18 protein-coding genes and 1 rRNA gene are annotated in these 26,976 nt (G+C 29.5%); 12 read left to right on the top strand and 7 right to left on the bottom strand.

Going from position 1 to position 26,976, the window contains the following annotated elements:
* A 5S ribosomal RNA gene (gene rrf, locus EYW44_RS22930) occupies positions 1-82 on the top strand; the annotation flags it as partial.
* A gap of 260 nt (positions 83-342) precedes the next feature.
* Positions 343-1,887 carry a hypothetical protein gene (locus EYW44_RS21545; protein ID WP_132727836.1) on the top strand — a complete coding sequence of 515 codons (1,545 nt, stop codon included), beginning with the start codon at positions 343-345 and terminating at the stop codon, positions 1,885-1,887.
* Positions 1,888-1,968: 81 nt separating this feature from the next.
* Here the strand turns inward: EYW44_RS21545 and EYW44_RS21550 are convergent, their stop codons facing one another.
* The 6 genes from EYW44_RS21550 to EYW44_RS21575 form a co-directional block, all read right to left on the bottom strand.
* Positions 1,969-3,681: an alpha-amylase family glycosyl hydrolase gene (locus tag EYW44_RS21550; RefSeq protein WP_165872302.1), complete on the bottom strand. Its 1,713-nt coding sequence runs from the start codon at positions 3,679-3,681 to the stop codon at positions 1,969-1,971.
* A gap of 333 nt (positions 3,682-4,014) precedes the next feature.
* Positions 4,015-4,401, bottom strand: a complete 387-nt coding sequence (locus EYW44_RS21555; protein WP_132727842.1) for a hypothetical protein — start codon at positions 4,399-4,401, stop codon at positions 4,015-4,017.
* Between the two features lies 1 nt (position 4,402).
* Positions 4,403-4,873 carry a hypothetical protein gene (locus EYW44_RS21560; protein WP_132727844.1) on the bottom strand — a complete coding sequence of 157 codons (471 nt, stop codon included), beginning with the start codon at positions 4,871-4,873 and terminating at the stop codon, positions 4,403-4,405.
* A gap of 55 nt (positions 4,874-4,928) precedes the next feature.
* Positions 4,929-5,519, bottom strand: coding sequence for a CopD family protein (locus tag EYW44_RS21565; protein WP_132727847.1), 591 nt, complete (start codon positions 5,517-5,519; stop codon positions 4,929-4,931).
* Between the two features lie 84 nt (positions 5,520-5,603).
* Positions 5,604-6,212, bottom strand: a complete 609-nt coding sequence (locus EYW44_RS21570; protein WP_132727850.1) for a hypothetical protein — start codon at positions 6,210-6,212, stop codon at positions 5,604-5,606.
* Positions 6,213-6,218: 6 nt separating this feature from the next.
* Positions 6,219-6,713 carry an RNA polymerase sigma factor gene (locus EYW44_RS21575; RefSeq protein ID WP_132727853.1) on the bottom strand — a complete coding sequence of 165 codons (495 nt, stop codon included), beginning with the start codon at positions 6,711-6,713 and terminating at the stop codon, positions 6,219-6,221.
* 121 nt (positions 6,714-6,834) lie between these two features.
* On the opposite strand from EYW44_RS21575, the gene EYW44_RS21580 reads away from it, so the two are divergent.
* The 10 genes from EYW44_RS21580 to EYW44_RS21625 all read left to right on the top strand — a co-directional run bounded on the left by EYW44_RS21580 (position 6,835) and on the right by EYW44_RS21625 (position 24,474).
* On the top strand, positions 6,835-7,728 hold the full coding sequence (locus tag EYW44_RS21580; protein ID WP_132727856.1) for a MerR family transcriptional regulator: 894 nt from the start codon (positions 6,835-6,837) through the stop codon (positions 7,726-7,728).
* A gap of 80 nt (positions 7,729-7,808) precedes the next feature.
* Positions 7,809-9,278: a phytoene desaturase family protein gene (locus tag EYW44_RS21585; RefSeq protein ID WP_132727859.1), complete on the top strand. Its 1,470-nt coding sequence runs from the start codon at positions 7,809-7,811 to the stop codon at positions 9,276-9,278.
* Entirely contained in the window at positions 9,275-10,117 is an 843-nt protein-coding gene (locus tag EYW44_RS21590; protein WP_132727862.1) for a phytoene/squalene synthase family protein, read from the top strand. The genes EYW44_RS21585 and EYW44_RS21590 overlap by 4 nt, the downstream gene beginning before the upstream one ends.
* Positions 10,117-10,566, top strand: a complete 450-nt coding sequence (locus EYW44_RS21595; protein WP_165872303.1) for a sterol desaturase family protein — start codon at positions 10,117-10,119, stop codon at positions 10,564-10,566. The genes EYW44_RS21590 and EYW44_RS21595 overlap by 1 nt, the downstream gene beginning before the upstream one ends.
* Entirely contained in the window at positions 10,566-11,243 is a 678-nt protein-coding gene (locus tag EYW44_RS21600) for a lycopene cyclase domain-containing protein (protein ID WP_132727865.1), read from the top strand. Before EYW44_RS21595 ends, EYW44_RS21600 begins: the two co-directional genes overlap by 1 nt.
* A 524-nt stretch (positions 11,244-11,767) precedes the next feature.
* Positions 11,768-14,491: an RICIN domain-containing protein gene (locus tag EYW44_RS21605; RefSeq protein WP_132727868.1), complete on the top strand. Its 2,724-nt coding sequence runs from the start codon at positions 11,768-11,770 to the stop codon at positions 14,489-14,491.
* Positions 14,492-14,725: 234 nt separating this feature from the next.
* A complete protein-coding gene (locus EYW44_RS21610; RefSeq protein WP_132727871.1) occupies positions 14,726-17,623 on the top strand; it encodes a fibronectin type III domain-containing protein in 2,898 nt (965 codons plus the stop codon).
* A 206-nt stretch (positions 17,624-17,829) separates the two neighbouring features.
* A complete protein-coding gene (locus EYW44_RS21615; RefSeq protein ID WP_132727874.1) occupies positions 17,830-20,370 on the top strand; it encodes a fibronectin type III domain-containing protein in 2,541 nt (846 codons plus the stop codon).
* Between the two features lie 117 nt (positions 20,371-20,487).
* On the top strand, positions 20,488-22,671 hold the full coding sequence (locus tag EYW44_RS21620) for a T9SS type A sorting domain-containing protein (protein ID WP_132727877.1): 2,184 nt from the start codon (positions 20,488-20,490) through the stop codon (positions 22,669-22,671).
* 264 nt (positions 22,672-22,935) lie between these two features.
* Positions 22,936-24,474, top strand: coding sequence for an Iota-carrageenase (locus EYW44_RS21625; protein WP_132727880.1), 1,539 nt, complete (start codon positions 22,936-22,938; stop codon positions 24,472-24,474).
* Between the two features lie 72 nt (positions 24,475-24,546).
* On the opposite strand, the gene EYW44_RS21630 is transcribed toward EYW44_RS21625, so the two are convergent.
* Positions 24,547-26,709, bottom strand: a complete 2,163-nt coding sequence (locus tag EYW44_RS21630) for a CBM35 domain-containing protein (RefSeq protein WP_132727883.1) — start codon at positions 26,707-26,709, stop codon at positions 24,547-24,549.
* Positions 26,710-26,976: the final 267 nt, after the last annotated feature.

Consider the following 26,976-nt stretch of genomic DNA (forward strand, 5'->3'; position numbering starts at 1 on the left):
CTCTTACCATTCCGAACAGAGAAGTTAAGCCCATTAGCGCCGATGGTACTGCCACTGGTGGGAGAGTAGGTCGTCGCCTTTCTTTATAACAAAACCGTTCAATACATATTGAACGGTTTTTTGTTTTTATAATACTTCATTTTTATAAATCACAACCTCATAAAATACTTTATTAAAATTTCACTGAATTCAGTGTAAATAGAGTTTGTTAATAAACTTACTTTTCAAAAAAAAATTATAGTCAGTTTACACATACCTTTTGTAATAAACATTAAAGGGAACAAAAGCCTTTGTTAAACGTGTAGATATAAAAAAATATTAAAATTATCATCAATGTTAAAAATGAATTGTAAAGTATTAAGTTTATTATCTGTTTTTTTATTGTTTTCATGTGCTAAAAAAGAACTTTTTATTCAAGAAGATCTAGGAAGTCAGACAATCGAAAATTATTCTTTTGAAGAACCTAAAGTAGTAGGAGGTAGTTTTTACATAGATCCAGTTTTAGGATTAGATGAAGGAGATGGAAGTAAAGAAAATCCATGGAAAACATTGAAACATGTTTTAGAGTCTGGAAAGGTTCAATATTATAAACACAGTGAGAATTATAATCCTGATTCTGATTTAATTTTAGTTAATGAGAATGCTCCTGTTAAAGAAGGAGATGAACTTGTATTAATGTCAGGGTATCATGGAAATATTGCTCTTAATAATTTTATGTTTAAAGATGAATGGTTAACTATTAGGGGTGAGAATGGTCAAAAGCCAGTATTATCACAGTTTAAGTTGACAGGTGCTTTCAAAAATATTTATTTAAAAGATTTAAGAGTCATTAAATCTAGTTATGATGGAAATGATAATTATTGGGAAACAGAGGTTTTAAACAGTAGTAATAGAGGAAGTATGATTCATCTTGAGTCTATTAATTTTCATGGAAAAGGTTCTTATGTTAAATTTAATAATGTACATGCTAGTACTACTGAAAATACTAATGGGTGGTCTGCTAAAGAGTGGTTAGATAAAAGTGCGAGTGGATTCAATCTAAGAGCTGTTGAACATGTAGAAATCATCAATAGTAAAATAGAAAATGTAGCTATGGGTATATCTGTAGACTATGGATCTGACAATTTTTCTGTTATAAATAGTGAGGTCTTATTGTTTTCTCATGATGGTATGCGTTTGTGTTCAAATAATATTAAATGTTATGATAATAAAATTATAGGCTGCATTTATGTGGATAGTGAGTTACCAGAGTACCGTCATCATGACGGAATTCAATCATATGCTAGGGGAGACAACAATAATCCAGGTCAAGGTACTCTAGAGAATGTTTTTATAAAAAATAATTTAATAGCTATGATCCCAAAAGGAAGTAATAATTTACATGGAAATTTACAGGGCATTGGTTGTTTTGATGGCTTTTTTAAGAATTGGATTATTGAAAATAATGTGGTTTTAACGGATAATTATCATGGAATTGCAATGTATGGTATGTTAGATGGTAAAATTTTAAATAATACCGTAATTGATCAATTAGATGGAAATGATAAATCACCTTGGATTGTTATAAAAAATCATAAAACAAGAGGTCCTAGTCAGAACTCTATTATAGCAAACAATTTAGTTTCTAGATCACTAAGTTATGATCAAGAATCTCTAAATGTATTTGAAGAGAATAATTACATTATAGGTAGAGATAAGTTTGATTTGTTAAGTGAAATCTTTGAAAATACAGAAGATTTCAATATGAATGTAAAAGTCAATGATTTTACGAGAAAGCATATTATTGATAAAGGAAAAACTCTAGAGAATGTTTATTCATCTATATGGGATATAAATGGAAAGAATAGAGAAGGAGCCCCAGATATAGGTGCATATGAAGCCAAATGAAGATTAAAAGATTTAAATTAAAGTAAAAAGACCATTTAGCTAAATAACTAAATGGTCTTTTAGTATTAAGAAGTAGGTATATTAAAAATTAGGATTAATCGTAATTGTTTCGCCTCCCTTTCCTGAGAAGTTACTTCCACTAGACCAATTATTATCGTTAATTAATACTTTAAATTCAAAATTTTGTCCTTGAGGAATTGATTGAATTTCCCATTTCCAAGTATTAGAGTTTACGTTCGTCATTTGAATACCTGAATTCCAGTTTAAAGGAGATGTATTTCCTCTTATGAATAATGAATTCCCCCAACCAACATCAATGTTTGCATATATTGTAGTAGTATTTCCATTTCCTCCTCCAGTATCTCCATTGTCTCCTCCATTTCCTGGGTTTCCGTTATCTCCATTATTATTTCCACCACCGTTTCCAGTATTGTTATTTCCATAACTTGAGTTATTATACAAAACAACAATAGCTCCACCTTTTACATTTCCAGTAAGTGTTCCGCCTGAAACATTAAATGTACCACCTTCACCACTATAAGTTCCAGATCGTAAGTTGGTTTGAGTACTAATATTAAACTCACCACCTAAGTTTAAAATAGCTGTTCCTTCATTACCTCTATCAACAACTAATGTTTCTCTTCTAGGGTTTCTTAAATATTCATTTTGTCTAACCATTGCATTATGGAAACTGTTGATTAAAGCTACATCTAAGTCTTTCCAAACATCTTCACTACCAGGTCTATCTAATAAGCGCGGAGTAACACCAGCTCTTGCCGCGGCAATAGCATATCCCATTTTTCTTTGCCAAGTATTTAAAGAACGAGAATTGTCATCATTATGTTCATAATCGTCATGATTTTCTACATAAACTAATGACTTATCAGGACTTAAAGTTCGGTTTCCATGCCATATGTCTCTTACTCCAGTAGCATCCGAATTTCTAACTGCAGCTCTTAGAGCTCTTCCGTAGCCATGAGCCGTAATGTCATAATATCTAAGATATTGCTCTTCATTATCAGCAACATCTGGAAGTACTTCTCCAAAATTGTATAAATTTCCTCTACTATTGATTGATCCCATTATGTTTTCCCAGTAGTTACCTCTCCAATTACCATCTTCACCGCCACTGGTTTCCATATGTTTTGCAGCATCAAAACGGAATCCGTCTGCACCAGCATCAATACATTTGTGTAGGAAATTAATATGCAATTGTTGAACATCAGATCTTTGAGTGTTCCAATCAGGAAGACCTAATAGATCTTGTTGGGTTAATTGCCATCTATCCTGAAAGTTATTCATACTACCATTCCAATGGAAATATTCTCCTCTTTTTAGAGCTGGATCTAGTTGATCTGACCAAGTGTTTGAAGTACCATTGTCGGCAACATGATTTAATACAGCGTCGACGATAATTTTAACGCCATAATTTTCTGCAGTTTGGCACATTCTTCTAAACTGATCTTCATTACCAAGAACTACATTACCAATATTTAAGTCGCAAGGTTGGTATAATATCCACCATGGACTATTTCCTTTGGTTTTGTTTACAGGAGAAACTTGAACAGAATTGAAGCCAGCATTAGCAATTTGTGGAATTGCTCGTTCTATTGCATCAAAAGGCCAAGTATGTGCATGAAGCATAGCTCCTTGTTCAGCATTACCAGGTAATGAAGCAGAAATTCGAGAAGCAATTGTATTATTGTTATTAATTGATGAAACATTTTCAGGGGTTGAAAGGTCATCTAACTCTTCTTTTTGACAAGAAAAGAAGGTTACCAATATAATCAGCATTAGGCTGATTTGTTTGATATTTTTCATGATTAAGATGTGATTAAGGTTAATTAAAATGTAATCTAAATCTGCAGATGTTATTTTACGAAATCGATTTCGATCATGAAATTACACACTTATTTTTGATTTTGCTATTCTATAACTTTACGAAATCGATATAGTGTTAATAAGTTGTGATATTTTTATTTTAAATGAGTTTTATTGAGATAATATTAAAATACACTTATGTTAAATAAGGATAATGTAATGTTAAAAAAGAGGTCTGATTTATTTTAGAATAAAAAAAAGACTATTTCTTCAAATAGTCTTTTTTAAGTTTATGTAAGTTTTTATTTACTGCATTTTTTTGTAGACAATGTTTCCACTAGATATTTTAAATGAATTGCCATTGTCAAAAAACTCTATTTTAGATTCTAAATTATTAAATGTATAAATATTATCACCTTTATTAGTCCAAGTATTTTCAGTTAAACTACTTCTACCACAGCTATCATCAGTTAAAATTTCAAATGTTTCTGTAGTTGTAGCACCACTGACAGCAAATTCTATAGAAGTCATTTTTTCACAATCAGAAACTTCTTCATTATTTAATGAAAAGTAGAACCATTTACCTAAAATAGGGTCATTACTATTTGAAGTGTTATTATCTTCATCACTAGAACATGATGAAAAAATTAACATACATACTGTTACAGCTGAGATGATAAAATTTTTTTTCATTTTAATTTCTTTTATATGTTCGACCTACTAAGATCATGTTATTATTGTTGTTTTCAAAAGTGAAATCTATGTCCTGACCAGAAGTAAATCCATGTCTTCTTATATTATAAGTACCATTATCGTTATTAATCCATTCTCCTTTGTAACCATTATCGGTAACTTCAACACATGTATTATTATCTATGTTATATTCAGTATAGGTTAAAGATTTGTCTTCATTGAAAATAAAAGTAGTCTTTTTAAGACACTCATCAACCTCTCTTTGATCTGTTCCTAAATAAAGTGTCCAAGTACCAATGATAACATCTTTATCAGTAGTGTTGTCATTATCTGAACCTGAACCATCATTGTCAGAACCATTGTTTCCATCAGTCACCACAGTATCTCCATCATCAGGTAAACCATCAGTATTATTCGAAGAACAAGCTATTACAAATAAAAAGGCAAATGAAAGTAAAAATACTTTTTTCATATTTATGGGGATTTAAGTTATATATACAAATGTAATAAATTTTAAAAAGAGTTACTTACTCTTTATTTTTTTCATTTTCTTTAGCTAATTCTTTCTCGTATTTGTCCCAGCTTTTTTTAGCTCTAATTTTTTTATATAGTCTAACACTCATCATTAACAAAATAGATACTAAAAAGATTCCTACGACTCCCCATATCCAGTTGATAGCGTTTTTTAAAACTACTAAAAAGACAATTGCAAATAAAATAATAGTAGCTATTTCATTCCAAATGCGTAATTTAAGAGGAGAATATTTTACGATATCGTTTTGAAGTTGTTTATAAATACCATGGCAAGCTCCATGATAGAAGTATAATGCTAATACAAAAGCTAACTTTACATGCATCCACGCATCCTGAAGATAATGAGGTCTTTGTACTAACATCCAAAAAGCAAAAATACTGGCAAGTATAGCAGAAGGCCATGTAATAATGTACCAAAGCCTCTTTTGCATTAATTTATATTGAGTTTGTAAAATTTCTTTGGCTGGTTCTTCTTTTTTTTCAGCTTCTGTATGATAAATAAATAAGCGAACCATATAAAATAAACCAGCAAACCAAGTTACTACAAAAATGATGTGTAATGATTTTACGTAAGGAAAGTCCATAAAAGAATATTAATTTACTATTGTTTAGCAAAGTTAAAGCAAGTGGTCTAACCTATCGATTAATTTTACAATTAATTTTGCTTACTATTCTTCTAATTTAGCTAGTTCTTTATAATTACTATTTAATTTTCTTAGTAAAATACCATATAATAATTGATAAAATAACCAAAGTAAGCCTAATAAAATAGCAAGAGAAATTATAAAAACGAGTACAGTAATAATTAATTCCATACTTGTCATATTCGCTATTTTTTCAGCAAGCATAATAAAAGTTATAATGGTAACAAAAATTCCTAAGAAACTTAAACTTACGATAAAGTATGTTTTAACTGTTTTACGAGTTGTTAAAATCTGATTCATTAAACTTTTAGTATCGGCAGTAACAGAAATGTTTTTATAGTTTAGGTAAAACTTATAAATGAAATAAATAGCGATAGCGAAAGCTATCATTTGTGAATAAAAGGGGAAGTCTTTTAAACCAATTTCTTGATAAAAATTATCATTCTCATCGTAATCTACAAAAAGATAAGAGCTTAATACCACTAAAAATTCTAAAAGACCTACAATAAGAATCCATTTTACAACAGACGAAGACTTACGTTTTGTCATTTTGTAAATTTCAGCTTTTGAAACTTTTTTATTTTCCTCAGGCTGGTTATCCCATGCCTTTTTATATTTATCTAATACGTCCATATATACTTATGGGGTTAGTATTTTTTTTAATTTATCCTTTGCTCTGTTCATTTTAACACGAGCGTTTACTTCACTAATACCTAGTGCTAATGATATTTCTTTATAAGATTTGTCTTCTAAATACAAAAAGACTAAAGCTTTATCAATATCATTTAATTTTTGTATTGCTTTGTACAATGCTTTTAATTGTTGTTCTTCAGTATCATCATATTCAACAGCTTTAATTTTAAAAGCTACATCAGCAATATCTTGAGTTTTTACTTTTTTAGTAGATTTTCTGTACAGTGAAATAGCAGTGTTTAAAGCTACTCTGTACATCCAAGTACTAAATTTAGAGTCGCCTCTAAATTTGGAATAGTTTTTCCAAACTTGAATTGTTATTTCTTGAAATAAATCGTTATGATCACTTTGATTTGTAGTGTATATTCTACAAATTTTATGAACTATATTTTGATTACTTTCAAAATCATTTAAAAAATTGTCTTCAAGACTTTTTTGCACTATTAAGTAAAGTTAGTTTGATTATTAGTAGCTCGAATATATAAAATGTTACATCATTTTTAATTAAAATTTAAAAACGATTATTTATTTCGTATATTTGTTTAATAAAAGTTGATATAAATTGAACAATATTAAGACCGTTTTTACGATAAAAGACCTTGAGAATATATCTGGTATTAAGGCACATACCATTCGTATTTGGGAAAAAAGATATAATCTTTTAACTCCAAATAGGACGGAAACCAATATTAGATATTATTCTTCTGAAAGCCTATTAAAGCTTTTAAATGTAGTTCTTTTAAATAATCATAACTACAAAATTTCAAAGATTGCTCAAATGTCTGAAGAGCAAATTGTAACTAATGCAAGAGAGTTAGCTTTTAAATTTGCGGCAAATGACGAAGCAATTAATGCTTTTAAAATGTCGATGTTTCAGTTTGATAAGGTTTTATTCAATAACACATATAATAAGTTATTACACAAGAAGACTTTTAGACAAATATTTAAAGAGGTATTTATTCCTTTTTTAAACCAGATAGGACTTCTATGGCAGACTAAAACACTAATGCCAGCTCATGAACATTTTATATCTAATTTAATTATTCAAAAAATACAATTGAATACTGAGAAATTAGAGTATGCAGCTACTAACACTGATTATAACTATGTTCTTTTCTTACCTGATGGAGAAATCCATGAGATAGGATTAATGTATTTAAACTTTGAATTAGTATTAAGAGGTTGTCAAACAATTTATCTCGGACAAAGCTTACCTCTTGATAATTTAAATTACTTTTTTGAAGGAGATTTAAAAGTTTGTTTTATTACTTCGTTAACCATCAAGCCATATGATGATGATGTTTTAGACTATTTTAAAAAGATAGACAAGATATTAGAAAATACAGAGCATAAATTGATAGCAGTTGGTAAGAAAGCTATTGATGTAAAAGATGTTGATTTTAACTCAGAAATAATACTTTATCCTACTTTGATAGACATGCTAAATGATTTCTAAATTTTTTGTTTAAATAAATCTTAAAAACGGTAAACAAAAAAAATATTTTTTATATCTTTACTGTATATTAAAGATATAATTTGAAAAAAAAAATCTTCATAATCGGTTCAGGTTTCTCTTCATTATCTGCTGCTAGTTACATGGCAAAAGCAGGCTTCGAAGTTACTGTTTTTGAAAAAAACGATACTTTAGGAGGAAGAGCAAGACAATATAATATAGATGGTTTTACTTTTGATATTGGACCAACTTGGTATTGGATGCCTGATGTATTTGAAAAGTTTTTTGCTGATTTTGGTAAGAAACCTTCTGATTACTACACTTTAGAAAAGTTAGATCCTGCATATCAAGTTTACTTTGATGAAAATGACAGTATCACTATTCCTGGGAATTTTGATGAAATCTGTGAAATTTTTGAGAAAGAAGAGCCTGGTAGTTCTAAACATTTGAGGAAATTTATCAAAAGTGCAGAGGATAATTACAATATTGCAGTAAAAGATGTTGTTTACAGACCAGGAGTTTCTCCATTAGAATTAGTTACACCAGAAACAGTTGTAAGGGTAGGACAATTCTTTTCTACTATAAGAAAGCAAGTTAGAAAGAAAATAAAGAACCAAAAGTTGATTCAAATCCTTGAGTTTCCTGTATTATTTTTAGGAGCTAAACCAAGTAACACTCCAGCTTTTTATAATTTTATGAATTATGCTGATTTTGGTTTAGGAACTTGGCATCCGGTAGGAGGTATGTATAAAGTAATTGAAGGAATGGTTACTTTGGCTAAGCAATTAGGAGTTACTTTTCAAAAAAATGCTGTAGTTGATAAAATAGAAGTAGATGCTACTAATAAGGTTTCAGGAATAGTAGTTAATGGAGAATTATTAGAGTCTGATTTGGTTTTAAGTGGTGCAGATTATCATCATACAGAAACTTTGTTACCAGAAAAGCTACGACAGTATTCAGAAAAGTACTGGGAAAGTAGAATTTTTGCTCCATCATCTTTATTGTTTTACGTTGGATTTGATAAGAAGATTGAAAATGTAGAACATCACACATTATTTTTTGATACTGATTTTGATGTACATGCGAAATCGATTTATGATACACCTGAATGGCCAGAGAAACCGTTATTTTATGCAAGTTTTCCTAGTATAACAGATAACAGTTTTGCACCTGAAGGAAAGGAAGCAGGAACATTTTTAATTCCTTTAGCACCAGGTATTGAAGACACAAAAGAGATAAGAGAAAAATATTTTAATATAATAATTGATCGTTTAGAAAAATTAACGAATCAAAATGTAAAAGAAAACATTATCTTTAAAGAAAGTTATTGTGTTAGCGATTTCATAAATGATTACAATTCTTACAAAGGTAATGCTTATGGATTGGCAAATATTTTAACGCAAACAGCTTTTTTAAGACCGAAGCTGAAAAGCAAAAAAGTGAAAAATTTATACTTCACAGGACAATTAACGGTTCCAGGACCGGGTGTACCACCGTCATTAATTTCGGGTAAAATAACCTCAGATTTAATCTTAAAAACATACCAAAAATGAAGCAATTATTCGACAACGTTTCCTATAAGTGTAGCAAGCTTGTAACAAATACTTACAGTACTTCTTTCTCGCTAGCAACAAAAATGCTTTCGCAAAACATAAGAGATCATATTTATAATATTTATGGATTTGTTCGTTTTGCAGATGAAATAGTCGATACTTTTCATGAGTATGATAAAGAAGGGTTATTAGATAAGTTTGAAAAGGATTATTACATTTCTAAACATCAGGGTATTAGTTTAAACCCTATTTTAAATTCATTCATTTACACTGTAAACAAGTTTAACATTCCTGATGATTTGGTAAAAGCTTTCTTAAAAAGTATGAGAGCTGATTTACATAAAACTGAATATAAAACACAAGAAGAGTATAACGAATATATTTATGGATCAGCAGATGTAGTTGGATTAATGTGTTTAAAGGTTTTTGTTAAAGGTGATGAGAAAAGATATGAGGAGTTAAAAGCACCTGCAATGCGTTTAGGTTCTGCTTTTCAAAAGGTAAACTTTTTGAGAGATTTGAAAGACGATGTTGAGTTTTTGAATCGATCATATTTTCCAAATATTAATCTAAAAGAATTAGATGCCACCTCTAAAGAGCAAATTATAAACGAAATCGAAGAAGATTTTGAGTACGCTTTTAAAAATGGAATTTTACAATTACCTATAGAAGCTAAGTTTGGTGTGTATATGGCATATCGTTATTACAGAAAATTATTGAAGAAGTTAAAAGCAACACCTTCTTCAAAAATAATGGACACAAGAATTAGGATTTCTAACCCGATGAAGATAAATTTGTTGGCAAGAAGTTATGTGAAATATAAATTAAATTTAATTTAATGCTGTTTGCTTTAGTTACGTTAGGAACTTTTATTTTAATGGAAGGTATTACATGGTGTACTCATAAATATGTAATGCATGGTTTTGGTTGGTATTTACATGAAGATCATCACCAGCCTGGTTATCCACATGTTTTTGAAAAAAACGATGCATTTTTTGTAGTATTCGCCATTCCTAGTATGTTACTTTTTTTCTTCGGTATTAGACCAGAGCTAAACTTTTTATTTTTTATAGGTTTAGGTATTCTTTTATACGGTTTAGCATACTTTTTAATCCATGATGTTTTAATACATCGTCGCTTTAAATGGTTTGATAAAACAAATAACTGGTATTTTAAAGGACTTAGAAAAGCACATAAAATTCATCATAAACATTTAGGAAAGCACGATGGTGAGTGCTTTGGAATGTTATATGTTCCTTTTAAGTATTTCAAACAATATAAAAATTAATGAGTTTTTTATATCTCATTTTAAATTTAGGCTCTTTAAGCATTCCACTTATATATTCTTTCGAAAAGAATATGCGTTTTATAAAACACTGGAAAGCAGTTTTAACTTCAATTAGTATTGTAGCTATTGTTTTTTTAGTTTGGGATGCTATTTTTACTAAAAATGGTGTTTGGGGATTTAATCCAGACTACCATTTACCTTTTTTGCTATTAGGTATGCCCATTGAAGAATGGTTGTTCTTTTTTTGCATTCCTTATGCCAGTATTTTTATTCATTATTCATTAGAATATTTCAAACCAAATTTATTAATACCAGTTAAGGTTACTAAAGCCATTACTTTATCAATTTTATTAATTGTGCTTCCCGTATTAGTTATGAATTGGGGAAAAGCATATACAACGGTTAATTATTCTTTTTTGATAGGCATTTTAGTTCTTGGATATTTTTATGGTATCGAATATTTAAGGCGCTTCTACATAGCCTTTCTTATTATTTTAATCCCTTTTTTTATTGTTAATGGTGTTTTAACAGGAACAGGAATTGAAGAACCTGTAGTTTGGTATAATAATAATGAGAATTTAAGTATTCGTTTATTAACAATACCTATAGAAGACATTGGTTATGCTTTTACAATGCTATTTGGAGCAGTATTTTTAATAGAAAAAATTAAAAAGTAAATATTTTGATGTTTCTATAAGTGACTATTATACTTTTCATTTCTAATCATATATTAATCAAAGACTCTTTTTTTAAAGAGTTTTTTCTTTTTTTACGATTTTTTATTTCGAATGAAGCCTTTTTTTGTGGTTAAAATTCTTAAAAATTAGTGTTTTAAGCATCTCTAAATTACCCTTTACTAAACATATTTTATCATTTTTTTACAGAAAAAAGACATTGAAAAAGAGCCGATTTCATTATTAATTCTTATGTTTTTTTAGCTGAAATTTTAATCTGAAAACACTTTGTTTTTCCTGATAAATAAAGGGAAATGTAAATTGATTCAATTTTAAAAATAGAGTTGAATTTATCATAAAAAACAACGTCAAAACGATGTTCTTAGTCAGTGAAAATTAGAACTATAGAAATGAAAATGTAAAAAGTTTTTAGAGAAACTTTTTACCTTTGCGGCGTTAATAAAGAACTAGTTGATGATTTCTTTGTTAGTATAATTAATCCCTTTAAATAATCTCTTTTTCCCAAAATGAAAAATCTAATCAATCCAATTAGAAAGTATTTAATTTTATTATTTTGCAGTTGTGGAGTCAATTCGTTGGTAGCACAAAAAAATTACTACGTCAGTGCATCAGGAAATGATGTAAATTCAGGAACTTCTATAAACTCTCCTTGGAAAACAATCAATAGAGTAAATAGGCAATCACTAAGTAATGGTGATGTTATTAATTTTAAACGAGGTGATGTTTTTTACGGATCTTTAGATGTCAAAGGTAAAAACGGAAGTTTTACAAAACGAATCCAATATGGAGCCTACGGATCAGGTAATCGTCCAATAATTAGAGCAGCTAAAAGTTTAAAAAATTGGTCTCGATTTAGAGGGGATATTTGGCGTATTCCTTTAAATAAAGTTGATGGTAATCGAATTACAGCGTTGTATTTAAATAATATTTCACAACAAATTGGTCGTGAGCCTAATTACAATACAACTAATGGTGGATATAGAACCATAAATTCACATTCAAATAATAATCGTTCTATTTCAGAATCTTCAGCGCTACCTTATGCAACTAATTTTTTTAAAGGAGGAGAAATAACAATTAGAACTACAGATGATTCTATTAAATCAGAGATAGTTACTTCTCATTCAGGTAAAACAGTAAACTTTCAACTGTCTTCAAGCAATGGTTTTGTAAATAATATTGAAAATAATTTTGGTTACTTTTTTCAAAATCATGTAAATACTTTAGATATGAATGGTGAATGGGCTCATGATATTGTAAATGGAGTATTGTATTTATATAGTGAGGTAAATCCTAATACCATAAATGTAGAAATTCCGTCAGGAGCATATGCAATAAGTCTTAAAAACAGCAGTAATATTAACTTTAAAAATATAAAGTTTGAAGGAGGTAATGATGTTGTATTAAGCGTTAATAAGGCAAATAATATTACCATTGATAATTGTGAGTTAAATAATGGGAGTAGCTATTTAGGTTTAGGCTTTGGTTTAAAAAACTTCAAATTCACCAATAGTACTATTCAGAATGGAAATAATGTAGGTATTAGATTTGAACAATGTAACGGAATTACTTTTTCTAATAATTTAGTTAGAAATGTAGGAACTAGATCTGGAATGGGAGCTTCAAGTTTTATTCCGTATACAGGAGTAAGAATTATTAGTGAAAATGGCTCAGCAAAAAACATAATTGAAAAAAACGTAGTAAATAAAATAGGATACCACGGTATTAATTACTCAGGAGGAAATTTTGAAATTCGTTTTAACTATGTTAGAAATTTTTGTTTAACAAAAGATGATGGCGGTGGTATTTATACAGTAGGAAATAAAAACACTAACAATCGTATATACAAAAATGTAGTTACTGATGGTATTGGGGCAGCATTAGGTGCTCCAAGCAATCGTGGTCCTAAAACTGCAGGAATTTATATAGATAATGATTCTCAAAATCAATTAATTTATGAAAACTCTGTTTCAAATGTTATAGGTTGGGGACTTATGGCTAATCTATCGAGTAAAAGTACTTTTAGAGATAATTTAGTATATAATTGTGGTACAGCTATTGTGTCATCTACTTATTTTAATTCTTTTGCTGCTGGTGGAGGAGTTGCAAGAGCAACTAATAATACATTTGTGAATAACATCTTTTTCCCTAAAAAAGCGAATCAACTTTGTGCCGAATTTACTAATAGAATAACGACGTCAGGATTTAATACTTTCTTAGGAGAGGTAAATAAAAATTATTATTGCCAGCCTTTTAATGGTGCAAAGCAAATAGAAACATTTTTAGTTCGAAATAAAACACAGCATACTTTATCAGAGTTTAAAGCTGCTTTTCCGAATTACGAGAAAAATGGTAAAAATGCACCTATTCAATATCCTTCATCAACGGATGCTAATTCAATAATTAAATTTGAAATTAATGAAACAGGTACTTCTAAAACAATCAACTTAGGAAATATTAAATATGTAGATGCTAAAAATGTTGAATATACTGGAAATGTTGTAATTCCACCATATTCATCAATTGCATTATTGAAAAAAGAAAAAGTAAATACAATTACTCAATTAATAAATGATGGAGTTTATTTTTTAGAGTCGGTTACTTCTGATCAAAGATTACAGTCTGAATCTTTTAATAATCATTTTGCAGTAATGTTCAATCCTTTTTTTAGGAAAAATCAAATGTGGGCTTTCACTCATTTAGGTAATAACGTTTACACTCTTAAAAATGAAAAAACAGAACGATATTTAGAGGTTCCTTTTGCAAAGTGTGAAAATGGTACAGCAGTATCAACATACACAAGTGCTACAGGAAATCATCAACGTTGGAAAGTAGTAAAAAACGGAACTCATTACAGTTTAAAACCATCTCATTGTATGAGTCAAGGTTTAGATCGTAATAACGGTACTTTGAATACGAATATTATAACCTATATATTTTCAGAAAATAACAACAATCAAAAATGGAAGATACAACCAATTTCATCCAACAGAAAATTAGCTGAAGATGAGATTGAAGACAAGTCTATTAAAATATATCCTAATCCAGTAACCAATGTATTAACTTTTACGGGAAAAGTTTTAGGAGAAAAAGTAAGTATTTATTCCATTTCAGGAGTAAAAGTAAAAGAGCTTACATTAGAAAACTCTAGCATACCAGTGAATGATCTGGCAAGTGGTATGTACTTGGTTTCTATAAAAGAAAGAGTTATAAAACTAATGGTTTTATAAACTAATTTTCATGTTCTTATGAGTGTAGTTATTTGAATAATAACTACACTTTTCACCTATTTAAAACGAAACTAACAAGTTATTATTTATTCTTTGTTGGGTAAAAGATGAAAATCTCTTCATTCATATTTGCTTATCAATAAAGAGTGAATTTATTGTTGGTGCAGTATTGTTAAGTAATCACTATTGTAATATATAATCTAACATTTATTCAACCCCTAAAATAACTATAAAGTGAAAAGTAATTTTAAGCAGAAAATAATAGTAACATGTGCGCTATTATTTTTAGGATTAACCACAAATGCACAGAGACCCTTTTTTAATAAAAACAAAGATTTATTAATAGCTCAGTTTGATAGTAAACCAGATCCTGATGATATTCATGCACAAGCAGCATTAGGTTCTATGTTATTGCATAACGATTTAAAAGGAGTTAATTATTATGCTGTTGCAGGGGCTTATGGTCGTCAAAATGGACGTTTTATTGATTCTGATGAATTATTTGATTTAGCATTCGGAAAAAATAATTGGACTGATGCTGATGAAAATTGGACTGCATCTGTAAATAGAATTAAAAATAAAGTTATTCCAATTTTAAATAATGGAGGAAAAGTTTGGGTTCAAGAAGCTGGACAGTCAGATATTACAGCAGATTGGGTCGCTGAAGCAATCAAAGCAGTTGGAGGTACTACCGTTAAAAATAATGTAATTGTAGTTCAGCATAGTAAATGGAATCAAGATCAAACAACTCCAAGCGATCTTAATTATGTAAGAAGTAAAACCAATTATTTTTACGTAGATGATGGAAATGCAGATTTTACCGAAAATTGGGGAGATCATGGACCATATGATACTCCAAGATATAGATCGAGAGATAGTAAATGGATAGCACAGGCAAAAAGTTCGCCTAACAAAAAAGCTAGAGAAATTTGGATAGAAGCAGATCGTGTTGTAAGACGTAGATACCCACAAGGAGTTCCTTATGATTGGTCTTGGATGAAAAATAATGGGCTTGATTACTCAGATTGTGTTGAGAATTGGTGGATTTTAAATATTGGAGACAAAGCTGATAATGTAACTAAATTTTGGAATAGATATGTTGTGAATACAACTGGTTCTAATCCTGATTCAGGTTCAGGTTCTGATACAGGCTCATGTATGGGTAAAGTTTTTGAAGAAAAAAATGGAATTGTTGCGGTGGAAGCAGAAGATTATGTAAAGCAATCAGAAACCAACGATAGAGAATGGTTTGTGATAGGTAATAGTAGTAATACACCTAAACCTGATCCAGATGGAAGTCACGCATCAACAGCAAGTAGAGGGAAATATGTAGAGTTATTACCAGATACAAGAGTTACGCATGGAGATCCATTAAGAGTTGGAGTAAATTTTTCTGATACACCAGGAAAAGCAGTATTAGATTATAAGATAAAGTTTAACTCTCCAGGAAAGTATTTTGTTTGGGTAAGAGCATATTCAACAGGTTCTGAAGATAACGGAATTCACGTAGGTATTGATGGAACCTGGCCTTCATCTGGTAGAAAAATGCAATGGTGTACAGGTAAAAATCAGTGGACTTGGGAAAGTAAACAAAGAACTAATGCGAATCATTGTGGTGAGCCAGAGAAGATTTTTATCAATGTACCTTCTGCAGGTGTTCATACCGTTTCATTTTCTATGAGAGAAGACGGTTTTGAAATAGATAAGTTTATTTTATCTAAAACTTATGTAAAACCAACAGGTAATGGTTTAAATGCAGTTGCAGCTAATTGTGACAATGATAATGATAATGGTAATACGAATGTTTGTAATGCTAAGGTTATTAAAGGGTTAAAAACAATAGCAAGTACAAAAACTTCAATAACTCTTGAGTTTGATGAGGTTTCAGGTATAGAAAATTATGAATTAAGAGCTTGGAAGAAAGGTGATTTTACAGGAAGCATAAACGAACCAAAAGCAGTTGCTTTTGAAGGAGGTAATTCTTCTCCTTTAACAATTTCTGGTTTAACAGAGGGTACTGAATATACTTTAGTATTAAGAGGAATATGTGGAGTAGGAAAATCAACAGAACTTTCACAAATTAATACTACTACAGTTGCAGATGCTCCAAAATGTAGTATAAACTCAGTAATAACAGGTTTAAAAGCCACAGACAATTCAAAAAATTCTATAACAGTAGCTTTTGACGAACTTTCTGGAGTTGATTTTTACGAATTAAGAGCTTGGAAAAAAGGTGATTTTACAGGAAGTATTAATGAACCAAAAGCAGTTTCGTTTAAAGGAGGTAATGCTTCACCATTAACAATAACTGAGTTAAATCCAGGTGAAGAATACACACTAGTATTAAGAGGTGTTTGTGAAGTAGGAAAGTCAACTAAAATCTCACAAATAAATGCAGTTACTAAAGATGATATGTTAACTGATGGAATTTATTATATCCAAAATCCTACAGGTAACATAAGAATCAATAGTCCTAGTGGAAGTTTGGTAAGTCAAGCTAATACTTCAGGGAACAGTGCTAAATGGGAAATTACTAAAGTAAATGATTATTATACAATTAGGAATGTAAGAAATAACGAATATTTAGAAGTACCATTTAGGGCATGTGAAACTGGAGAAACTTCACAAAATCCGAACGTGAATTTAGGTACTTACTCAGAAGTTCGTGGTGATCATCAACGATGGAAAATAACAAAAGTAGGTGCAGATTATTTTATTCAACCTTTACATTGTGATAAGGCTGTTGACAGACCAGTTAATAAACCAATTATATTATTATGGACTTTAGATACTAGTAATACCAATCAAAATTGGAGAATTATTAAAGCCACTGCTTCTAGGGCAAGTAGAAAGTTTCAAGATTTAAATGCTAATGATGCAACTACTATAACTAATGAAACTGTCAATATTTATCCAAACCCTGTAGTAGATGAAAACTTTACTATTCTTTTAGGTGAAGCAGAAAGTTCAGAGATCGTAATTTTTGATATTCAAGGTAAAAAAGTATATCACCATCAATCAACTGAAAAATCAATCAATCTTAAAAAAGAAAATATTGGTAAATCAGGATTGTATTTTATAAAAATAAAACAAGGATTATCTACAACAATTAAAAAGATTATTCTTCAATAAAAATTAAATTTTAGAAATATACTTACAAAGTGATTTAATATGAAAAGCGACTAATTTTAGTCGCTTTTTGTGTTTGTATGAGTTTGTTTTAGAGTTGATTAAAGGTGTTTTTTTATAAGGTAATTTACAGCTATGAAAGGTTAATTTATAGTTAGTTATTAGAGATTTTGGGAGTTTTATTTGCAGAATAATCCTATAAAATAATCATGAGAAAAATCAATTTAATTACAAGTATTTGTTCAATACTTTTTTTAGTGAAAACATACGGTCAAGAACCGTTAAAAACCGTAAACCCCAATGATCAATTTATCTTGTTAGAAGATATGTCCGATGAATTTAATACAGGAAATATTAATTGGTCAAAAAAATGGGAACAAACAAATAATTTACCAAACATAGCTGCTTGGAATTTAACCAATACTGCTAATGTAGCAGAAGGTAATTATTTTAATAGAGGAGCAGCTAAAATTACAGCAAGATATAATGGAAAAAATAATAATGGTACCTCAATAGCCATTAATGGAAAGTTTTACAATGCAGGTTGTCTTCAATCTCAAAAATCATTACCAGCCAATTTTGAAGGGTATATTGAAGCGACCATAAGAGGAGCTGATATTGATAATTCAGATCCACATCCATTTAATGAAGGAATTGATCGTGCCAGAGGTTTGTGTCCTGCTTTTTGGCTTTACAGTAAGTTTTTTGATAGAAACCCTGCTAAAGGCGGCGTAGTTTATACAGAAATAGATATACAAGAATTACAACAACACGATTTTCATGATAACGTACAAGATGAAGTAGAAGATACAGAATCTAATTTACATATTGCTTTTAAAGATGGTAACAAAAGAAGATGGGTAAGACCCAAAAAAAATCCTGAAGAACAATTAAACAAATATGAACTTGGATTTGATCCAAGAAAAGACTGGCATACCTATGGATGTGAAATCACAAAAGAAGAAATCAATTTTTTTGTTGATGGTAAAAAAGTAGGAAAAACATTAAAAAACACACATTGGAGTAAATTACCATTACGTGTTATTATGTCATTAGGAATGAGAGTACCGTTTGTAGATTTCGGAGGAAATGCTTTTACTTCTTTTGATCCTCAAGGAAATTATCCAAACAACGATCGTTTGAAAAATTTAGCAGAAAGAGCTAGAAGACAATTAGGAGAATTACCAGAATCTATGTATGTGGATTATGTAAGAGTTTGGAAAAAAGGAGACACTATAGATGAACCATCATGTAGTATAGATACTGATTTAGAAGGAGTAAAAGTTACAGAAAAAACAAAAACTTCATTAACAGTAGAGTTTGATGAAATATCAGGAGTGGATACTTATGAGCTAAGAGCATGGAGAAAAGGTGATTTTTCTGGTAGTATCAATATGCCAAAGGCATTTGCTTTTGAAGGAGGGAAATCATCACCGTTAACTATAGATGGTTTAGAGTCTGGACAAGAGTATACCTTAGTTTTAAGAGGAGTTTGTATTGCTGGAGAATCAACAAAATTATCAGAAATAAATGCAACTACTATTGCTGATATTACTAGCTGTAATACAGAAGCAATTATAACCAATGTAGAAGCTACGGACAAAACAAAAACTTCAATAACCATTGCCTTTGATGAATTATCAGGAGTAGATATGTATGAATTGAGAGCATGGGAAAAAGGTGATTTTTCAGGTAGTATTAGTACTCCAAAGGCATTTTCTTTTAAAGGAGGAAACTCATCTCCATTAACTATAGAGAATTTGAATGCAGGACAAGAGTATACCTTAGTTTTAAGAGGGGTTTGTAGTGTTGGAAAATCAACAAAATTATCAGAAATAAATGCAACTACTATTGCTGATGTAAATAAATGTAGTGTAGACGAATCAATTAGTGGTTTAAAAGCTATAGATAAAACAAAAACTTCAATAACCATTGCCTTTGATGAATTATCGGGAGTAGATATGTATGAATTAAGAGCATGGGAAAAAGGTGATTTTTCAGGTAGTATTAATACTCCAAAGGCATTTTCTTTTAAAGGAGGAAACACCTCTCCATTAACCATAGAGAATTTGGATTCAGGAAAAGAGTATACATTGGTCTTAAGAGGAGTTTGTAGTGCTGGAAAATCAACAAAATTATCAGAAATAAATGCAAGGACTATTGCAGATGTAACTAAATGTAGTGTAGATGCATCAATTAGCGGTTTACAGGCTGTAACAAACACAGAAAGTTCAATAACTTTAGCCTTTGATGAATTATCAGGAGTTGATATGTATGAATTAAGAGCATGGAAAAAAGGCGATTTTACAGGAAGTATCAATATGCCAAAAGCATTTGCTTTTAAAGGAGGTGATTCTTCACCATTAACAATATTAAATTTAGATGCTGATGAAGAATATACTTTGGCGTTAAGAGCAATATGTAAGGTAGGAAAGTCTACTAAAATTTCAACAATAAATAGCTCAACTCAAACGTTAATGTCAAGAGTTTCTATCAGAAGTGTAAGAAATAAAAAGGAAGTTAGAATCTTTCCTAATCCAATAAAAGAAAATCGTTTTTCTTTAATTTTAAAAGATAACACTGCTTCAGAAATAAATGTTTTTGATATTCAAGGAAAAAAGGTGTTTCAAAGATATTATAATACTTCAACTATTGAATTAAATAAAAATGACTTTGGAAAATCTGGATTGTATTTTATTCAAATTAAACAAGGCGAAACTACTACAATTAAAAAGGTCATACTTCTATAATAAGAAGTGGAATCTATTTATAAAAAGCGGCTCAATTTTAGCCGCTTTTTTAAATTATATCTATCAATGTTCAATTAACAAAGAGTAGGGGTATTAACTATAAACAGATATTTAAAAATGAAAAAAAATCAATGGAAATATAGCATACGAATTATTTTAATGCTATTCATAATCAACATTAATGCACAATTATCTTTAGGAGACTCTGGAGTTAGATTTGATAATTCAAAAAATGATTCTAAGTATCCTTTTATGAAAGAATGGCAAAAAGCAGGAGTGCAAGGAGGTATTCCTAAAAGAAATACATTGCCAATAAAATTAATTGTTGCACCAACAAATTCAAAAGGAATTCAAGAAGCAATAAATAGTGTAAACACAGAAGGAGAATTAAGCGTAGTGTTATTAAAAAAAGGAAAATATACTATTGATCGTCCTTTAAACATAAAGTCAAATATAATTTTAAGAGGAGAAACGAAAGATGAGGTTATTTTTAATGTAACTATAAGGGCTTATGCAAATAGAAAAGCAAGTGCTTTAAAGTTTGACGATGTAAGAAAATCAGGAGTAGAAGATATAACTTTTGAGTACATTCCAACTAAATCAACTACTATTTATGACGATCGTAATAAAGCTGAAAATCGTTTTTGTGGTAGTGATTGTTTTAGTAACGATCCTGATGGTATTAAAAACATGTATGTTTCATTTGTAGAAATAACCAAAAGATCTAAAAATTGTTGGATTGATAATTGTGTTTTTAAAAATTCAGGAACAGATCCGTTAAAGATTAGTGGAGATTATATTACCTGTAGAAATAATTTTATTGATGCTTGTTTTAACAAAGGAGGAGGTGGTAATGGATATTATGATATTAGAGGAAATTATGGTCTTTTTGTAAATGAAAGAGTACGTAGAATTAGACATTTTGCTATTCAGCAAAAAGCGAAATACAATGTTGTTACAAATTGTAATTTAGAAGTTGATGTTAATTTTCATAATGGAGATGAAGGTTATAACTTGATAGAAAGTAATAAGATAAGTAGTTTACAATGGAGATCATGGGGAGCTTTTGCTTCTGGAGGGTTAAAGTATGGACATAAAAAACCAGGTTCTAATAATCTTATTTTTAATAATAAAACCAGAGGAAGAAGTAATTCAGAACGATTTTCTGGTGATAAGGTATTTGTTTTTGATAGATATGGAGAACCAAGATTGTTAAGTTATTCACCACCAAAAGGAAAAACTTTTTATCCAGCTATTTTAACAGGAAATAACACAGCAACTTGCGGTAGAGATGTTTCATTAACAGGGTTAACAGCTATTTCAAATACAAAGACATCTATAACAGTTGAGTTTGATGAAATTTCAGGAGTTGATTTTTATGAGTTAAGAGCTTGGAAAAAAGGTGATTTTACAGGTAGTATTAATGAAACAAAAGCTATTTCTTTTAAAAGTGGAAATTCTTCTCCTTTGACAATATCAGATTTAGATATAAATACCGAATATACACTTGTTTTACGAGGAGTCTGTGAAGTTGGAAAATCAACTAAAGTTTCACAGATCAATGCTACTACTTCAGGTGATTATTTAGCAGATGGCGTTTATTATATTCAGAATCCTTCAGGAGATATAAGAATTAATAGTCCGAGTGGAAGTTTAGTAAATCAATCAGATACAAGTAACGATAGTGCCAAATGGATGTTCACCAAAGTTGATGATCATTATTTAATTAAAAATTTACGTAATAATGAGTATTTAGAAGTACCATATAAAGTATGTAATATTGGAGATGATCCACGGAATTTAAATGTGAATTTAGCAACTTATTCAAAAGTGTTAGATGATCATCAACGATGGAAAATAACAAAGATTGGTGAAGATTATTTTTTACGACCATTGCATTGTGATAAAGCAGTGGATAGACCTAAAAATAAACCAATATTACTTTTATGGTCTTTTGACGTGAATAACAAGAATCAAAATTGGCGAATTGTTAAAGCTACTGCTTCTAAGGCAAGTAGAAAGTTTCAAGATTTAAATGCTAATGATGCAACTACTATAACTAATGAAACAGTCAATATTTTTCCAAACCCAGTAGTAGATGAAAACTTTACTATTCTTTTAGGTGAAGCAGAAAGTTCAGAGATCTTAATTTTTGATATTCAAGGTAAAAAAGTATATCAACATCAATCAACTGAAAAGTCAATCAATGTAAAAAAAGAAAATATTGGTAAATCAGGATTGTATTTTATAAAAATAAAACAAGGATTATCTACAACAATTAAAAAGATTATTCTTCAATAAAAAAATAAATCTTAGAAATATACTTACAAAGTGATTTTATATGAAAAGCGACTAATTTTTAGTCGCTTTTTTTATTTCCATTGGTGTAAAAAATATATCAGAATTAAAGTTTAGGAGATAATTTATACATGAAGATAAAATAGGCTAATCAATAGGTAATATTATGAGGTTTTAAATAGAGTGTAAGCGTTTACTTAGTTGTTTTATAATCCTTTAGGTTTTTTTGTGTTAAACGAGAAGCCTATAAAAAATAATATAAGTAAAATGAAAAAAAGACGAATTAAAGTTTTAAAAAGTGTTTATTTAACATTCCTAACAACATTAATTTTGGGATGTTCTTCGAATGTAGATGAAGTTATGGAAAATGATGAAACTACAAAGCTTGAAAATAATGTACAAGCTAGAATAAATTCAAATATTTCACGGTTTTATAAAGCTCCTGAAAACTTTGAAATTATAAATAATATACAATTTAATAATAATAAAAATGATGATAGTGTAGAACTTCAAACTGCTATAGATAATATGAGTGATGATTTAGGTGTTAATGATTATGGAAAAATCATTATTCCTAAAGGAGAATATTATTTAGCTGATATTATAATGAAATCAAATATTACAATAGAAGTTGAAGAGGAAACTATTATACATGCTGGAATTAGTTTTAAGAATAATCAAGTAATTTTTGGATTTGGTGACAAAACAGGTGGTATAGAAAACTCAGCATTAATAGGAACAGGATCTGGATTTGTAATTGATTTAAGAAAGAATAAGAAAAACAGAAACATGATTGTGTGTGCAGTAAGAGATGTTGAAAACTTTATGATTTCTAATTTTATTATCGAAGATAAAATTAGCGTATTTGCTTCAATCTTAGTAGACATAACTGATGTGAATGGTCCCAATTGGCCAAAAAACGGAGTTATTCAAAAAATTGACCAAAAACTAGCACACAGAGGATATGGATTAATTCAAGCTTATGCAGCTAATAAAGTTTTATTTAAAGATTTATCTTGTGATGGTGGAGTAACACTAAGGATAGAAACAGATAATAGACTAATGAAGGAATTGAATAAAGGGAAAAATGTTCCAAATATAGGAGGAGTTAGAAATGTTTTTGCTGAAAACATCAGTAATAGAAATGGTTTGGCAGCACTAATGTTATCTCCACATTTTATGAAGAATGGTAGAGTAGTAGCAGATAACATTAGTTCAGTTAATAGCTCTTTTACAGTTAGAGTAGAAAGAGGTTTTGTTGAGATTTTTGCAGAGAATAATACTATTACAGGAGATGACCATAAAGCAGCTATAGATAGTATTTATGGGTCAGGTTCTGTAGCAGCAGTTTATAAAAGAGGAGGAGGTATATTTGTAGCAAGATTAAAACCTGAATTTGCAAATGCTGCATTTAATGAAGTTGGATTTAAAGCAGGAACATTTTCTTCTAATACAACAATTACAAATGTTAGTACAACTTATGGTAATACAGGACATATGAATTTTAATCATAGATTGTATATGCCATGTGAAGAAAGAAATACAGTGTATTGTAGGTATAAAATTGGAAAAGATGCAATATTTCATGGACCTACGCTAGCAGCTGTATTTAATAATAATATAGAAGGTAGTGGACCTGAAACTACAGGAAGTTTTAGAATAAATATAGATGTAGATGAGTCTGTTTTAAAATCCTTTCCACCTGGTATTCCAAAAACTGTTATTATTGATAATAATACTGCTGAGATAAGAGGTAGAAGAGATTGTAAAGTAGAGTTTAAAGATTGTCCTATTCCTACTTTTTAAAGGAATATGTAAATAATTCAAAAGAGGCTGCCTTTTCAGACAGCCTCTTTTTGTTTGATAAGAATGGTATACTTATTCTTTTATTAAAAATTGTCTTCCTTTATTAGAAACTTGAATAATGTAGGTTCCTTTTTTTAATCCAGATACATCAATACTTTCTTGATGTAAGTTTAAAGTAGATTCTAAGATTATGTTTCCATAAGTATCAAAAACTTTAATCTTATCGCCAAGTTCACTTCCTTTTATGGTTAAATGATTTTTAGCAGGAATAGGATAAATGGCAAAAGCTTTTTTCTTTTTACCAAATACGTCAGATGATGCTAAAAATGGATTATTGGAAGTTTCAGTAACTGATTTTTTTGTTTTGATAGTTATAAAATCAAAATACATATATCCCCAATTAGCTGTTAAAGTAACAGTATTAAATCCAGCTTTTAAATTTAAAGTCATCGTTTTTGTTTGCCATTTGTTTTGAGGACCATTAAAATCTATTTCACCTATATAAGAAGTATTTACGTTTAAAAATTGCTTTTTAAATCCGAATGGTACATTGTATCTAAAGTTTACAGAATAATCTCCATCAGAAGGAACATCAAATCCCCATGTTATTTTACCATTATCACCTTTCATATATACATAAGCTCCATTACTAGTTGAACCATCAGATTTTATTTCTACTTTAGATAAAATCATTGCGTTTTCAGCTTCAAGTTTTTCATCTACTACCACTGGAGGTCCCGCGTTACCCTCTTCAATTATAATAGTAACAGTGTCAGTAGCTGTCATATTTTGATGGTTTGTAATAACTAATTTGATATTGTGAGTACCTAAAGGAAGTGTTGTATTTATTTTTGCACCAGTGCCAATTACTTTCCCTTTATTTTTCCATACAAATGATTTTATTTTACTGCCTGTATAAGAGCTTTTAGAACCATCTAAAGAGATACGTTCCTGACCATCATTGTCGGAATCAGTGTATGATTGATTTTTACCAGCATCAGCAACTAAGGTATTTTGTATTTCTGAATTATAACCACTTATAATACTAGCCATATTATTTCTTGCAGTAGTGTTTGTTCTATCTGTCCAAGACCACACAATAGAACCTTGCCATGAATTTTCATTTAGTTTTTTACCAAGATCTTTAGCATTAATATTTGGAGTTCCTTGAAGTACTAGATTATCAGGATAATATTCACCTATAACAGTAGGTTTATCTATTTTACTGGTATCAAAAGCATTGTGAAAAGGAGAACCATTAATTCCTGCCCATTTGTAATAATGAATATTATAAAAGTCTAAATACCCATTTAAATCCCCACCAGCTTGAATTAGATTAATATCGGTGTAAGCATTCCAAAAACCTTTTTCAGGATCTTCTACATTTGTTAAAAAACCTAAAGCTCCATTAGTTATTTTTACCTTAGGTTGTGCTTTTCTGATAGCTCCAGAAACTTTATTAATGAAAGATTGAATATCTTTCATTTCTATTTTTTGCAAAAATCCAGGCCAGTGATCAGCATATCTTCTGGTCATACCTTCTGGTTCATTAAAGATCTCCCAAGCATACAGAGCAGGATGATTTCCAATAGCGTTCACTAAAGGTAACAAAGCATTATTAATGTATGCCTTTGTATGTGCATTTTGTGTTAGTAATTTTTTATTCGCAACAGCATCTACAGCCCATTGATCTTTAAGCATATCAAATGACCATAAACAGATTTGAACTTTCAATCCTTTTTGTTGTGCTAAGTTTAAAATAGCTTTTACATCATTATGGAAAAAATTAGGATTTTTAGCTACCATTTGATTATTATCAAATACAGGATTTGTTGATCCATTGGTATGATACCACCATCTAATCACATTACCATTATTAGCACTTACAAAGTCCATAACTTCTTCAAATTTTTCAAGGTCAGGTCTGAAATTATCACCACCATTAGGGTCCACACCAGTATCTCTTCCATAATTAATCCAAGCAATATTAATTCCGTTAGCTTTTTCAAATGATTTATTTTTTTGATTGACAATAGGAGTGTATTTACGGGATAGTTTGTTATGATTAATTTTCTCAAATTGAGATCGAATCTTTTTTAAATTTAGATTATTGGGGACAAAGTTGTATTGGTTGGTTTCTCTATCTCTACCATTTTTCCATGGTTTGTTTGATCTTTGAGCAAAAGAAAATAGACAAACTAAAAATAAGAGGTTAATTAAAAATTTAGTTTTCATTACATATATTGTTTTTAGGATTATATATTCAAGATACGTAAAGCCTAAAATTTTAGAGGTATAAAATTATCTTTTAGTGATTTAAAATTATCTTTTTTAACGGGGTTTGTTTTATGTGTTTGATTGTGATTTTTTTATGTTTTTTTTTATTGAAGTCATCTTGACTTTTCAATTTTATGAAATTTCTTTAATCCGATTACAATAAATGCTAGGAAATTAAAGCCTTTCCAACTAGTAATTGTGGTGTCAAATCTATTCAATAAAGAA

Source organism: Tenacibaculum sp. M341 (assembly GCF_004337695.1).
In the GTDB taxonomy this organism is placed as follows: domain Bacteria; phylum Bacteroidota; class Bacteroidia; order Flavobacteriales; family Flavobacteriaceae; genus Polaribacter.

Excerpts from the sequence above, each read along its gene's own strand:
- EYW44_RS21545 (WP_132727836.1), top strand. The coding sequence starts at position 343 with ATGAATTGTAAAGTATTAAGTTTATTATCTGTTTTTTTATTGTTTTCA.
- EYW44_RS21550 (WP_165872302.1), bottom strand. The coding sequence starts at position 3,681 with ATGCTGATTATATTGGTAACCTTCTTTTCTTGTCAAAAAGAAGAGTTA.
- EYW44_RS21555 (WP_132727842.1), bottom strand. The coding sequence starts at position 4,401 with ATGAAAAAAAATTTTATCATCTCAGCTGTAACAGTATGTATGTTAATT.
- EYW44_RS21560 (WP_132727844.1), bottom strand. The coding sequence starts at position 4,873 with ATGAAAAAAGTATTTTTACTTTCATTTGCCTTTTTATTTGTAATAGCT.
- EYW44_RS21565 (WP_132727847.1), bottom strand. The coding sequence starts at position 5,519 with ATGGACTTTCCTTACGTAAAATCATTACACATCATTTTTGTAGTAACT.
- EYW44_RS21570 (WP_132727850.1), bottom strand. The coding sequence starts at position 6,212 with ATGGACGTATTAGATAAATATAAAAAGGCATGGGATAACCAGCCTGAG.
- EYW44_RS21590 (WP_132727862.1), top strand. The coding sequence starts at position 9,275 with ATGAAGCAATTATTCGACAACGTTTCCTATAAGTGTAGCAAGCTTGTA.
- EYW44_RS21595 (WP_165872303.1), top strand. The coding sequence starts at position 10,117 with ATGCTGTTTGCTTTAGTTACGTTAGGAACTTTTATTTTAATGGAAGGT.
- EYW44_RS21600 (WP_132727865.1), top strand. The coding sequence starts at position 10,566 with ATGAGTTTTTTATATCTCATTTTAAATTTAGGCTCTTTAAGCATTCCA.
- EYW44_RS21605 (WP_132727868.1), top strand. The coding sequence starts at position 11,768 with ATGAAAAATCTAATCAATCCAATTAGAAAGTATTTAATTTTATTATTT.
- EYW44_RS21615 (WP_132727874.1), top strand. The coding sequence starts at position 17,830 with ATGAGAAAAATCAATTTAATTACAAGTATTTGTTCAATACTTTTTTTA.
- EYW44_RS21620 (WP_132727877.1), top strand. The coding sequence starts at position 20,488 with ATGAAAAAAAATCAATGGAAATATAGCATACGAATTATTTTAATGCTA.
- EYW44_RS21625 (WP_132727880.1), top strand. The coding sequence starts at position 22,936 with ATGAAAAAAAGACGAATTAAAGTTTTAAAAAGTGTTTATTTAACATTC.
- EYW44_RS21630 (WP_132727883.1), bottom strand. The coding sequence starts at position 26,709 with ATGAAAACTAAATTTTTAATTAACCTCTTATTTTTAGTTTGTCTATTT.